We start from the raw sequence: 12,911 nt of genomic DNA on the forward strand, positions 1-12,911 counted from the left end.
GCGCGATGCTCGAGGTCAATGACATCAGCCTGCATTACGGCGCGGCGATCGCGCTGCGCGGCGTGTCGATCAAGGCGGAACTCGGCACCGTGACCTCGATCCTGGGCCGCAACGGCGTTGGCAAGACAAGCCTGCTGCGGGCGATCACCGGGCGCGCATCCGGTGAGCCGTGGCGACATCCGCTGGGAGGGGCAGAGCATCATCAAGATGCCGTCCTACGAGCGGGCGAAGCGCGGCATCGCCTGGGTGCCGCAGGGGCGTGACATCTTCCCGCTGCTGACGGTGCGGGAGAATCTGGAAACCGGTTTTGCCGTGCTGCCACGGAAGGAGCGGCGCGTCCCCGAGGAAATCTTCGATCTGTTTCCGATCCTCAAGACCATGCTGGGGCGGCGCGGCGGCGATCTCTCGGGCGGGCAGCAGCAGCAGTTGTCGATCGGGCGCGCATTGGTGATGCGTCCGCGCCTGCTGGTGCTGGACGAGCCGACCGAAGGCATCCAGCCCTCCATCATCAAGGACATCGGCCGGGTCATCGCGCTGCTGCGTAGCCGGGGCACGATGGCCATCCTGTTGGTCGAGCAGTACTACGATTTCGCGCATGAGCTGGCACAGACGCTGGCGGTGATGGATCGCGGATCGATCGTGGTGTCCGGTGAGCGCGACACGCTGGACGAGACCGAGGTGCGGCGTCACCTCTCGGTGTGAGACCGGCGCTGTTCAGCATGGTCCACCAAGTCCTGGCGAAAGCCTCGCGTGCCCCGGGATGATGATTTCGTTAAGGCGCGATTAAGCGCATCTCTCGTAGTCTCCGCCGTCAGGCTTTGACGGGTCGAGGGGCAGTGAGGCTGATGCGGCTATTTGACAACATGGTCATCCGTAACAAGCTGATCCTGGCTTTTGCCGTCGTGCTTCTGGGTTCCATCGCGCTCGCGGCGTTTTCGTTGACGCGCGTGCAGCGCCTCGCGGCCTCGACCGAGAACGTTCTCGACGCGGTCAGCGCCACGTCGCAGCTCAGCGACATGCGGCATGACGCGGCCGACATGCGCGCTTTGGCGGGCGCCGATGTTCTGAGCGACGATCAGGCACAGCAGAATGGGTTTGTGGCGACGGAAGACGCCGACCGGCGGCAGTTCCTGGCGCGCTGGGCGGAGTACGGTCCGCAGATGGACCCGGGGGCGGAAACCCTGGACGGCACACGCCTGAAAGCCGCCTTCGACCAGATCAGTCGCCTGACCGGCCTGGTGACGCGCGACGTCGTCAACGGCCATACCTTCGCCGCGAACGAGTTGGTCATCCACAACCTGCCCGCCGTCAGCGTGGATTTCGTCAGAGCGATGACGGACGACATCAACTACCAGAACACGGAGGCGGAGGGTCTCCGGGCCGGGGCGGCGCAGATCGAGCGGATGAGCTTCATCGCGATCATCTCGGCACTCGGCGTCATGGTTCTGTTGATCCTCGGGATCGTCCTGATCATGGTTTCGGCGGTCGCCAGACCCGTCGCCGACATGACCGGGGTCATGCGCCGGCTCGCCCGGCAGGAGACGGATGTCGCGGTGGTGGGCGTTGGCCGCCGGGACGAAATCGGCGCGATGGCGGCCGCCGTTCAGGTGTTCAAGGAGAACGCCATCGAGCGCCTCCAATTGGAAGCCGACGCCGCGGCGTCCCGATCCACGCTCGACCGCCGGCTGCGCGAGACGGAGCAGGCTTTCGAGGCGTCCGGCCACGACCAGCAGGCCGCCGTTCAGGGCATCACCGCTTCGCTTGCGAAGCTTGCGGCGGGCGATCTGACCGTGCGATTCACGGCGGAGGTCGCTGCCAGCTACCAGGCGCTGAAGCGCGACTTCAACATGGCGATGGAGACGTTGGCGAGCACGATGCGGTCGGTCGCATCGACCACGCAGGGCGTCCACGCGAGCGCGGCCGAGATCACCGGCGCGTCCGACGATCTGGCGCGCCGGACCGAGCAGCAGGCGGCGAGCCTGGAGCAGACTGCGGCGGCGCTCGACGAGCTCACGGCGACGGTGCGGAAATCGGCGGCAGGCGCACAGGATGCCCGCGCGCTTGTCGCTGCCGCGCGGGAAGATGCGGACCAATCCGGCAAGATCGTGCATAAGACGGTGGCCGCGATGACCGGTATCGAGGCATCGTCCAAGAAGATCGGCAACATCATCGGCGTGATCGACGAAATAGCCTTTCAGACCAATCTTCTGGCGCTGAATGCGGGCGTGGAGGCAGCACGCGCCGGTGACGCCGGGCGAGGCTTCGCCGTTGTCGCGACCGAGGTGCGGGCGCTGGCCCAGCGGTCCGCCAGCGCCGCGAAGGAAATCAAGTCGCTCATCTCGGAGTCTGGCCAGCAGGTGGAGACCGGGGTCCAGCTTGTGGGCGAAACCGGGCGCGCGCTCGGCCGGATCGTGGAGCAGGTGCAGCGGCTGGACGGCGTCATGTCGGGGATCGCGGCCTCGGCGCAGGAACAGGCCACGGGCCTGCAGCAGGTCAGCACGGCGGTGAATCAGATGGACCAGGCAACGCAGCAGAACGCCGCCATGGTTGAGCAGTCGACGGCGGCCAGCCACAGCCTGACGCGTGAAGCGGAAACTCTGGCGGGTCTGGTGCGGCGGTTCCAGATCGAGGGCGAGGACAAGCCGCAGCCGCGACGTGGCGCGACGGGCAGCATGGGCCAGAAGGAAGCGGTTCTTTTCTAGGACAAAGAACCAAAGACCTTCATTCCGGGGTGCGTGCCGCACCTGGCCGGCCGCACCTGTTCATCTTTCGACCGTTCGTGCAGACAGAGGCATGGACTCCGGCCTGATCCTCCACACCCACCCGCCGCTTGGCCACCAGCGCGCTTTCGGGCGTCTCCGCGTGTCCTTCAACGCCGGGAAGCGCTGACAGCCCTCGCTGTCCTCCGCCAGGAAGGCTGCCTCAAGGCACGCCATCCGCGCCTCGAACCCGGCGCCATCGCGGAAACAGTTCTCCTCAACACCTCAGGCGGCATTACCGGCGGCGACGATCTCAGCGTCGACATCCACGCCGGCGCCGGCACCCGCCTCGTCGTCACCACCCAGGCCGCCGAACGCCTCTACCGCGCGACCCCCGGTTCGCTGCCAGCCACCATCCGCACAAACCTGACCGCGAAGGCAGAGGCGACGCTCGAGTGGCTGCCGCAGGAGACGATCCTCTTCGACGCCTGCCGCGCCGACCGCACGCTGAGCGTCGACCTCGCACCCTCCGCGCGTTTTCTGGGCGTCGAGAGCCTGCTCTTCGGGCGACAGGCGAGCGGCGAGACCATCCGGACGGCGTGGCTCATGGACCGCATCCGCATCCGCCAAGGCGGGACGCTGCTGCTGCATGATGCGACGCGCATTGCGGGCGACGCCTCGGCGCTGATGGCGCGCGCCGGCACCTTCGCCGATGCGCGGGCGATGGCGACGATCGTGTCCGTCGGTCCCGAAGCCGAGGCAACGGTCCCGGCCTTGCGCGCGGCGCTCGGGGACGGCACCCTGCCGGCCGGCCCATTGGAGGCCCCCGTTCAGTTTGGCGTCTCGGCCTGGAATGGCCTTGTTCTTGCGAGACTTCTGGCGGCGGATGGTGCCCGGCTGCGGCAGGCCGTGATGACCGCGCTGAGCATCCTGCGAAGCGACGCTGCCGCTGCCGCGCGTCTGGCGACTATAGAGGGAGGCTAGGTTGTGAACCTGACGCCGCGTGAGAAGGACAAGCTGCTGATCGCCATGGCCGCGAGCGTCGCCCGCCGCCGGCTGGAGCGCGGCGTGAAGCTCAACCACCCGAAGCAGTCGCGCTCATCAGCGACTTCGTCGTCGAGGGCGCACGCGATGGCCGCACCGTCGCCGACCTCATGGAGCAGGGCGCGCACGTCATCACCCGCGATCAGGTGATGGAGGGCATTGCCGAAATGATCCATGACGTGCAGGTGGAGGCGACCTTCCCCGACGGCACAAAGCTCGTCACCGTCCACGAACCGATCCGCTAGAGGGGCGCGCCATGATCCCCGGTGAAATCATTCCCGCCGATGGCGACATCGAACTCAACGCAGGAGCGGTGACGACCGTGCTGACCGTCGCGAATACCGGCGACCGGCCGGTGCAGGTCGGCAGCCACTACCACTTCGCCGAAACCAATCCCGCGCTCGCCTTCGACCGCGCCGCCGCGCGCGGCCAAAGGCTGGACATCGCCGCCGGCACCGCCGTGCGGTTCGAGCCCGGGCAGACGCGGGAGGTGACGCTCATCCCGCTTCGCGGCGCACGCATCGTCTATGGCTTCCGGGGCGAAGTCTCCGGTCCTCTGGAGAACTAGCGCCATGGCCCGCATGTCCCGCCACGCCTATGCGCATATGTTCGGCCCGACAGTTGGTGACCGGGTACGGCTCGCCGATACGGAGTTGTTTGTCGAGGTCGAGCGGGATTTCACCACCTACGGCGAGGAGGTGAAGTTCGGCGGCGGCAAGGTCATCCGCGACGGCATGGGCCAGTCCCAGGTCACGAACGCGGCGGGTGCCGCCGATACCGTGATCACCAACGCGCTCATCATCGACCATTGGGGCATCGTGAAGGCCGACGTTTCGCTCAAGGACGGGCGCATCGCGGGCATCGGCAAGGCCGGCAACCCCGACACCCAGCCGGGCGTCGACATCATCATCGGGCCGGGCACCGAGATCATCGCCGGCGAAGGCCGCATCCTCACCGCCGGCGGCTTCGACGCGCATGTCCATTTCATCTGCCCGCAGCAGGTGGAGGAGGCATTGGCCTCGGGCATCACGACGTTGCTCGGCGGCGGCACGGGCCCGGCGACGGGTACCTCGGCCACCACCTGCACGCCGGGACCGTGGCATCTCGGGCGGATGCTGCAGGCAGCAGAGGGCTTGTCCGTCAACGTCATGTTCGCCGGCAAGGGCAACGCCTCCCGGCCCGAGGCGCTGGAGGAGATGATCCGCGCCGGCGCCGCCGCCCTCAAGCTGCACGAGGACTGGGGGACGACGCCCGCCGCCATCGACAACTGCCTCACCGTCGCGGACCGCTTCGACGTGCAGGTCATGATCCACACCGACACGCTGAACGAAAGCGGCTTCGTCGAGGACACAATTGCGGCCATCGGCGGACGGACGATCCACGCCTACCATACCGAGGGTGCGGGCGGCGGTCATGCGCCCGACATCATCCGCGTCGCGGGGCTGCCGAACGTCATCCCCTCCTCCACCAACCCGACGCGGCCTTACACGCGCAACACGCTCGACGAGCATCTCGACATGCTCATGGTGTGTCATCACCTCGATCCGTCCATCCCCGAGGACATCGCCTTCGCGGAAAGCCGCATCCGGAAGGAAACCATCGCGGCGGAGGACATCCTGCACGATCTCGGCGCGTTCTCGATCATCAGCTCGGACAGCCAGGCGATGGGCCGCGTCGGCGAGGTCATCACCCGCACCTGGCAGACGGCGCACAAGATGAAGGTGCAACGCGGACCTTTGGCGGGCGACGGCGCTGCCGACAATGCGCGGGTGAAGCGCTACATCGCGAAATACACGATCAACCCCGCCATCGCGCAGGGCGTGTCCCAGCACATCGGCTCCGTCGAGGTCGGCAAGCTCGCCGATCTCGTGCTGTGGACGCCGGCGTTCTTCGGGGTGAAGCCGGATCTCGTGTTGAAGTGCGGCACCATTGCGATGGCAATGATGGGCGATCCGAACGCGTCCATCCCGACGCCGCAGCCCATTCACGCCCGGCCCATGTTCGGCAGTTTCGGGCGCAGCTTGACCCTCTCCTCGGTGTTGTTCGTGTCGGCAGCGGCGATGGAGGCCGATGTCGGCCGCAAGCTCGGGCTCACTCGCCCGTTGGTGCCAGTCGCCAACACACGCGGCAGCATCGGCAAGGCGAGCATGGTGCACAACGATGCGACGCCGGTGATCGAGGTCGATCCCGAAACCTACGAGGTTCGGGCCGATGGCGTGTTGCTGACCTGCGAGCCGGCGACGGTTCTGCCGATGGCGCAGCGGTATTTCCTGTTCTGATGCGGGCCACCGAACATCTGCCCTCCGGCACCTGGACCGCCGCCGAGGCGGCCGACGCCGTGTTGCTCGATCATGACCACCGCCATCGCCGGCGCTTCCTGCTCCGTACGATGAGCGGCGCCGAGTGCCTGCTCGATCTGCCGCAGGCGACCGCGCTCCGTCACGGCGACGGGCTGCGGCTGGAGGATGGCCGCATCCTCGCCGTGCAGGCGATGCCCGAGCGCGTGCTCGACATCCACGCCCATGACGAGGACGCGCTGATGCGCATCGCCTGGCACCTCGGCAACCGGCACCTGCCGGTGCAGTTCCTCCCCGGCCTCATCCGCATCCGCTACGACCACGTGATTGCCGAGATGGTCGAGGGTCTGGGCGGCCACGCCGAGGAGGATCAGGCGCCGTTCGACCCGGAGTCCGGCGCCTACGCGCCCGGTACGGGCGGCCATCACCACCACGACCATGATCACTGACGAAGACGGGTTTTTAAGGCTGCTGACATGGCTGTCGCCGGCCTTCCCGACGGGGGGCTTCGCGTACAGCCACGGCCTCGAATGGGCCGTCGAGATTGGCGACGCCCGCAGCACCGCCGGGCTGATCGGCTGGCTGGTCGACATCCTCGAACATGGCAGCGGCAGGAATGATGCGATCCTGCTGCGCCACGCCCATCAGGCAGCCCTCAACTCCGAGGCCTTGGAACAGGTTGCGGAACTGGCCGCAGCACTCCCCGGTTCGCGCGAACGCTGGCTGGAGACGACCGCCCAGGGCCGTGCATTTCTGGCCGCCGCCGCTGCCTGGCCGACGCCGGTGCTCGGCCTGTTGGCGGGCCGGCCGGTCGCCTACCCCGTGGCCGTCGGCGCGGTTTCGGCGGCGCACGGCGTGGCCGAGGACCGCGCGACGCTCGGCTTCCTCCATGCGTTCTGTGCCAACCTCGTCTCGGCGGCGGTGCGGCTCATCCCGCTCGGCCAGCAGGCAGGCCTGCGCGTCATGGCGGCGCTGGAGCCGGTGCTCATCGCCGTTTGCAACGATACGCGAGGCTTGAGCCTCGACGACATCGGCAGTGCCGCGATCCGTGCCGATCTCGCGGCCATGCATCACGAAACCCAGTATACGAGGTTGTTCCGAACATGAGTTCTTCACCCCATGGTCCGTTGCGCGTCGGTATCGGTGGTCCCGTCGGGACCGGCAAGACGGCTCTCATGGACGCCCTATGCAAGTCGTTCCGGGAAGATTACGAGATTGCCGCTATCACCAACGACATCTACACGAAGGAAGACGCCGAGTTCCTGACGCGCGCGGGCTCGCTGACGCCCGACCGCATTCTTGGAATAGAAACCGGCGGCTGTCCGCATACCGCGATCCGTGAAGATGCCAGCATCAACATGGCGGGTGTCGCCGACCTGCAGCGACGCTTTCCAAAGCTCGACGTCATTCTCATCGAGAGCGGCGGCGACAATCTGGCGGCGACCTTCAGCCCGGAGCTGGCCGACATCACCATCTACGTGATCGACGTGTCGGCCGGCGACAAAATCCCGCGCAAGGGCGGCCCCGGTATCACCCGCAGCGATCTGCTGGTCATCAACAAGATAGATCTGGCGCCTTATGTGGGCGCGAGCCTGGAAGTGATGGACCGCGATGCGAAGCGCATGCGCGGCGACCGGCCCTTCGTCTTCACCAATATCCGCGCCGGCAAGGGCGTGGCTGAGATCGCCGCGTTCATCGAGCGCCAGGGTGGACTACGCCGCGCGGCGTAAGGCCAGCGCCTATCGCATGAGACGCAACACGCCGGTTCAGGCCAGGTCAGCGTCAGCTGGAACGCGCTTGCCCAACCCCGGCCGCGACGGTTTCGCAGAACCTGCCCGAAATGCCTGTTCCCCGGATCTCGTCGCCGTCACAACCGCGGCTCCATCCTCGGCAGTCCGGAATTGCGAAACCAGTTTGGCGAGACTCTGTGCCTCAGCCGCAAGGTTGTGGCTGGCCGCGGTCGCCTGTTCCACCATGGCTGCATTCTGCTGAGTGACCTGATCCATCTGACTGACAGCCGAGTTGACTTCGCCGAGCGCTGTGGCTTGTTCACGCGCCGAGGCCGAGATTTCGTCGACAAGCTCGTTCAGCTGCGTCACGTGCTCGACCGTGCGATGGAGCGCCGAGCCGGTTTCTCCCACCAGGCGGACGCCGGTCGCCACTTGTTGCGCGGAGTTCGAGATGAGAGTCTTGATCTCCTTCGCGGCGGTCGCCGAACGCTGCGCAAGCGCGCGAACCTCGGTCGCCACGACAGCGAAACCACGGCCCGCGTCACCGGCGCGGGCGGCCTCGACGCCCGCGTTCAACGCCAGCAGATTTGTCTGGAATGCAATTCCATCGATGACATCGACGATTGTTGCAATCTGGTTGGCGGAGCGATCGATCTCCGTCATAGCCTGAACCGTGTCGCGGACGATCTCGCCCGAACGATGAGCGTCGCTTGCTGCCGTCGCGACGATGCCGGCCGCCTTGACGGCTCCGGTTGCCGTCGCGCGTACGGTCGCAGTGATGCGTTCGAGTGAGGCTGCCGTCTGTTCCAGCTTGGCCGCTTGCTGCTCCGTCCGGCGTGCCAGATCATCCGACGCGTGGGTGATTTCGATTGCGCCTGTATGAATCCCGCTTGCATTGCCGGAAATCGAAAGCATGGTCGCTTGCAGCGTTTCGATCGACTGGTTGAAATCCATACGCAGGCCTTTGTACTCGACCGGAAACCAATCCGTGAGGCGAAAGACTAGATCGCCCTCCGCAAGTTTCATCAGGCCGAGCTTCATGTTTTTGACAACCTGCAGCTGATCGATCCCTGCCGCCTCGTAAGCCACCTCCGCCTCCGCCAGCTTTGCCGTGAGATCGGCCTGGAAACTGGTCGCCGCGACCTCAAGCTTTTCCCTTTCCAGTCCGTTTTCCCGAAAGACCCGCACGGTGGCAGCCATGCGGCCAAGCTCGTCCTTGCGGCCGATGCCCGGAATCTGCACGGCGAAATCCTGCGCCGCCAGCCGGCGCATGACGCCGGTCATCTTGGCGATAGGTTTGGCAATGCCCTCAACCATCAACCAGCACACCAGCAGAGTGGCTAGCACCATGAGGCCGAGCACGCCGTAGACGATGCGAATGCTAGAGGCGCTCGCCAAGTTCTGCGCGTTGCCATAGGTCACGGTCTGAGCCGACTGATAGGCCAGATCGGACGTCATGAACCGGTCGAAATCCGCAATGCCGGAACTGAGATCGCCGTCCACCAACGCGGCTTCGCCATTTGCGTCGCCTGCCTGCCGCGCCTGCATGATGAGGCGAAAGGTCTTGTTGATCCGCATCCACGCATCATTGAAGCCGGTTCCGAACCGCGTCTCGTCGCCCGGGTCCATGCCGGGCGCGTAGCCGCTCCAGGCGTTTGCGTATTCCTTCTGTACTTCAGCCGCAGTCGCCTCGATCTGCGCGAACTGCGCCGCGCTCTTCGCGCTCGTCGTCTCCGCTGCAAGCCGGGCCACGATTTCGCCGTCCCGGGCTATATGGCTCAGCCCCATGTTTCCCTGGCTGTTGTCTTCAAGAAGCCCGCCATCCGTATCGAGCAGGGCGATCCGCAATATACAGAAGGCGCCAAGCCCGATGGCGCAGAGAAGGATGATCCCGAACGCAAGGATCAGCTTGGTGCGGATCGACCGGTTGTCGAGAAAATGCATGCGGCGGTAAGCCTCGATCCGTCAGCCCGCGCCGGGCGCGAGCGGCGCGTTGATGCCAAAGCTCTCAATCACCCCAAGATAGTTCGAAAATTGTAAATCACGGGTTAAGCGATTCTGCGATCGCCTCGCCGTTGCGGACGCCGCACTGGAAAACGCCCGGTCGTGCCAGCCGCGCTTCATCCGCGCCTTCCAGCCGGCACGCAGCCTCGGTTGGCTTTCGCGGAGAGCCGACCGTTGCGGACCCCACGGAACGATGAAATACTGACGAAAACGCAATCGATAGAAAACACAGTCGATAAGGGTGAGAACGCACAAGCCAGCCGCCGGAGCCTTCAGCCTGTCGCGTCAACGGAGCGTGGATCTTGAAGCATATCGCCGTGATCGGCGCCGGTGTGACCGGCATCACCACCGCCTACTCTCTCCTCAAGCGCGGCTATACCGTCACCGTCTTCGACCGGCAGCGCTACGCGGGCATGGAGACCTCCTTCGCCAATGGCGGCCAGCTTTCCGCCAGCAACGCCGAGGTCTGGACCAGCTGGGCGACGATCCTGAAGGGCATCAAGTGGATGACCAAGAAGGACGCGCCGCTCCTCGTGAACCCAAAGCCCTCCTGGCATAAGTATTCCTGGATGGTCGAGTTCATGGCGCAGATCCCGAACTACCATCGCAACACCGTCCAGACCGTGCGGATGGCCATCGCCTCCCGCCGCATCCTCGACGAGATGGCCGAGGCCGAGGGCATCGACTTTCACCGCGAGCCGCGCGGCATCCTCCATGTCTACCGCGACAAGCACAGCTTCGATGGCGCGGCGCAGGTCAACGCTCTCCTCGCCGAGGGCGGGCTCGACCGGGTGGCGGTCACGCCCGAGGAGATGCGGGCGCTGGAACCATCCCTCACCGGGGATTTCTACGGCGGCTTCTTCACCGCCTCGGACTACACCGGCGACATCCATGCCTTCACCCGCGGCCTGGCCGACGCCTGCGCCCGTCTCGGCGCCACCTTCCATTACGATACCGCGGTCCATCGCCTGCATCATGCGGGGGCCGGGGTCGAGGTGATGTGGGAACCCGCGGTCAGCCAGCCCGGCCGCGCGCCGGAGCAGGTCCTGCGCGCCGACGGCGTCGTCATCTGCGCCGGCGTGGCAAGCCGCCGCTTCGCCCGCCAGCTTGGCGACCGCGTCAACATCTATCCGGTCAAGGGCTACTCGATCACCGTGCCGCTGGCGGATGAGGCGAGCCGCCAGGGCGCACCCTGGGTCAGCCTGCTGGACGATGGGGCCAAGATCGTGTCGAGCCGCTTCAGGGACCGGCTGCGCGTCGCCGGCACCGCCGAATTCAACGGCTACAACCTCGACATCAGCGCCAGCCGCATCCGCCCGCTGCTCGAATGGACGCGGACGATGTTCCCGGCGATCGACACCAGCGCCGCGGTGCCCTGGGCTGGCCTTCGCCCGATGCTGCCGAGCATGCTGCCGCGCGTGGGCCCTGGCCGGCAGCCGGGCGTGTTCTACAATACCGGCCACGGCCACCTCGGCTGGACGCTCTGCGCCGCCACGGCCGAAGCGGTCGCCGAGAGCGTCGTCGCCGGGCTCGGCGACGGCGGCGTGAACGAGGGCAACCGGGCCGCGGCTATGTCCGCGCCGGTTCCGCGGCAGGCTGCGGAGTAGCCGCCCGCGGCGTCACCCGGTTGCGCCCCGCCGCCTTGCTGTCATAGAGCGCCGCGTCGGCCGCCGCGAGCAGATCCTCGGCGGTCAACAGCTGCTCCGGCGTCGCGGTGCTGACGCCGACGCTGACGGTCACCGACCGGCCGTCCTCCACATGCGGTATCGCGAGCGCCTCGACCCCGGCGCGAATGGCCTCCGCGATCTTCCCGGCGCCGGAGGTATCCGTGTCCGGCAGGACGACGGTGAACTCCTCGCCCCCATAACGGGCCGCCACATCGCCCGGGCGGCGGATATTGGCGACGATGCAGGCGCCCAGCGCACGCAGCACGCCATCCCCGGCCTGATGCCCGAACCGGTCGTTGTAAGCCTTGAAGTGGTCCGCATCGAGCATCATCAGGCTGATGGGCTTGCCGTTCCGGTAACAGCGGCGCCACTCCCGCACCAGGCTGTCGTCGAACCCACGGCGGTTGAGCAGGCCGGTGAGCCAGTCGGTTCGCGCCATTTCAGCCAGCAAAGCATTTGCCGACAGCAGCTGCTCGTCGACCTTCATCTTCCGGTGCACCTCCCGCGCGAGAAGCAGCGTGAGGGCGACCAGGCCGCCCGCCAGCAGCACGACGGCGAAAATGATGACGAAGGCGAGATGCCGCCAGCCGCGCAGGATTTCGGCATAGGAGATGCTGACCGAGACGAGCAGCGGCAGGCCGTCGACCCACCCTGAAGTCACGCGGAAACGTTGGCCGTTCGGCGGGATCGTCCTGTTGTAGACCGTCATGCCGGTGCGGTGGATGCGCGCGATGAGCGCCTGCCGCTCGAGCACGCGGCCCAATGTGCCCGGCTCCGTCGGCTGGCGCGCAAGCAGCGTGCCGCTGCCGTCCGTCAACGTCATCGCCCCGTCGCGGCCAAGGACAAGGCCGCCGAACACGCCCTGGATCCAGGCCATGGGCAGCATCGCGACGACGGCTGACGCTTGCCCGCAGGCGTCGGGGGCGCAGCTTCGCGTCAGCGCGATCAGCGGTTGCTCCCGGTCGGCGGGCAACACCGTGCTGATGCCGAGGCCGAAGGTCTCCGCGCCTGGCGACGCCAGGATCGACGGCAGGGCTACCGCGTAACGCGCGGTCACGTCGGGACGCGAGCTGGCGAGAACCCTGCCCCGCGCATCGACGATGATGATGTCGCCGATGCTGCGGCGGAGCGACAATCCGCCGAACAGCGACGGGGCGGACGGAACGCCGGCGGGACGTGTGGCCGGGTCGCGGAGGTCGGCGATCACGTCGAGCAGGCGGAGGTCGTAGCGGCGAACTTCGATTTGAACCGTCTGGTCGGCGAGCAGAAGGATGTTGGCGGCCATGATGTCGGCGCGCCGGACGAGTTCGAGCCGGCTTTGCAACAGCACCGACAGGCAGCCCGCGCTGAGGACGGAGATGGCGGCGACGCTGACGAAGGCGACGCCGCGCAGCGTCAGCCATCGCCGGGTGAAGCGCTCCCTCAACTCCGCCCTCGCCATGCGATGCGCCTCTTCCGGTTTTTCCGGCT

At 66.8% G+C, this 12,911-nt stretch carries 11 protein-coding genes and 2 pseudogenes; 10 read left to right on the top strand and 3 right to left on the bottom strand.

Going from position 1 to position 12,911, the window contains the following annotated elements:
* Window positions 1–5: 5 nt before the first annotated feature.
* The 9 genes and pseudogenes from urtE to ureG all read left to right on the top strand — a co-directional run bounded on the left by urtE (window position 6) and on the right by ureG (window position 7,770).
* A pseudogene (gene urtE / locus ACOEQ1_RS09245) lies at window positions 6–702 on the top strand (urea ABC transporter ATP-binding subunit UrtE).
* 143 nt (window positions 703–845) lie between these two features.
* A complete protein-coding gene (locus ACOEQ1_RS09250; protein ID WP_419758961.1) occupies window positions 846–2,702 on the top strand; it encodes a HAMP domain-containing methyl-accepting chemotaxis protein in 1,857 nt (618 codons plus the stop codon).
* A 33-nt stretch (window positions 2,703–2,735) separates the two neighbouring features.
* Complete coding sequence (locus ACOEQ1_RS09255; RefSeq protein WP_419758962.1) at window positions 2,736–3,683, top strand: urease accessory protein UreD; 948 nt, start codon at window positions 2,736–2,738, stop codon at window positions 3,681–3,683.
* 3 nt (window positions 3,684–3,686) lie between these two features.
* Window positions 3,687–3,988: pseudogene (locus ACOEQ1_RS09260) on the top strand (urease subunit gamma).
* An 11-nt stretch (window positions 3,989–3,999) separates the two neighbouring features.
* Window positions 4,000–4,311: an urease subunit beta gene (locus ACOEQ1_RS09265; protein WP_419758963.1), complete on the top strand. Its 312-nt coding sequence runs from the start codon at window positions 4,000–4,002 to the stop codon at window positions 4,309–4,311.
* 4 nt (window positions 4,312–4,315) lie between these two features.
* Complete coding sequence (ureC, locus tag ACOEQ1_RS09270) at window positions 4,316–6,022, top strand: urease subunit alpha (protein ID WP_419758964.1); 1,707 nt, start codon at window positions 4,316–4,318, stop codon at window positions 6,020–6,022.
* Window positions 6,022–6,489 carry an urease accessory protein UreE gene (locus ACOEQ1_RS09275; RefSeq protein WP_419758965.1) on the top strand — a complete coding sequence of 156 codons (468 nt, stop codon included), beginning with the start codon at window positions 6,022–6,024 and terminating at the stop codon, window positions 6,487–6,489. Before ureC ends, ACOEQ1_RS09275 begins: the two co-directional genes overlap by 1 nt.
* Window positions 6,479–7,147, top strand: a complete 669-nt coding sequence (locus tag ACOEQ1_RS09280; protein WP_419758966.1) for an urease accessory protein UreF — start codon at window positions 6,479–6,481, stop codon at window positions 7,145–7,147. Before ACOEQ1_RS09275 ends, ACOEQ1_RS09280 begins: the two co-directional genes overlap by 11 nt.
* Window positions 7,144–7,770, top strand: coding sequence for an urease accessory protein UreG (gene ureG, locus ACOEQ1_RS09285; RefSeq protein WP_419758967.1), 627 nt, complete (start codon window positions 7,144–7,146; stop codon window positions 7,768–7,770). Before ACOEQ1_RS09280 ends, ureG begins: the two co-directional genes overlap by 4 nt.
* Before the next feature lie 36 nt (window positions 7,771–7,806).
* Here ureG and ACOEQ1_RS09290 read toward each other — a convergent pair whose 3' ends face one another.
* Entirely contained in the window at window positions 7,807–9,714 is a 1,908-nt protein-coding gene (locus ACOEQ1_RS09290; protein ID WP_419758968.1) for a methyl-accepting chemotaxis protein, read from the bottom strand.
* A 21-nt stretch (window positions 9,715–9,735) separates the two neighbouring features.
* A complete protein-coding gene (locus tag ACOEQ1_RS09295) occupies window positions 9,736–10,029 on the bottom strand; it encodes a hypothetical protein (protein ID WP_419758969.1) in 294 nt (97 codons plus the stop codon).
* A gap of 47 nt (window positions 10,030–10,076) precedes the next feature.
* Here ACOEQ1_RS09295 and ACOEQ1_RS09300 point away from each other — a divergent pair, with 47 nt between their 5' ends.
* On the top strand, window positions 10,077–11,381 hold the full coding sequence (locus ACOEQ1_RS09300; protein WP_419758970.1) for a D-amino acid dehydrogenase: 1,305 nt from the start codon (window positions 10,077–10,079) through the stop codon (window positions 11,379–11,381).
* On the opposite strand, the gene ACOEQ1_RS09305 is transcribed toward ACOEQ1_RS09300, so the two are convergent.
* Complete coding sequence (locus ACOEQ1_RS09305) at window positions 11,344–12,882, bottom strand: sensor domain-containing diguanylate cyclase (protein ID WP_419758971.1); 1,539 nt, start codon at window positions 12,880–12,882, stop codon at window positions 11,344–11,346. The two genes, ACOEQ1_RS09300 and ACOEQ1_RS09305, sit on opposite strands and share 38 nt — an antisense overlap.
* Window positions 12,883–12,911: the final 29 nt, after the last annotated feature.

The organism is Acidisoma sp. (assembly GCF_965199065.1).
Taxonomy (GTDB): Bacteria; Pseudomonadota; Alphaproteobacteria; order Acetobacterales; family Acetobacteraceae; genus Acidisoma.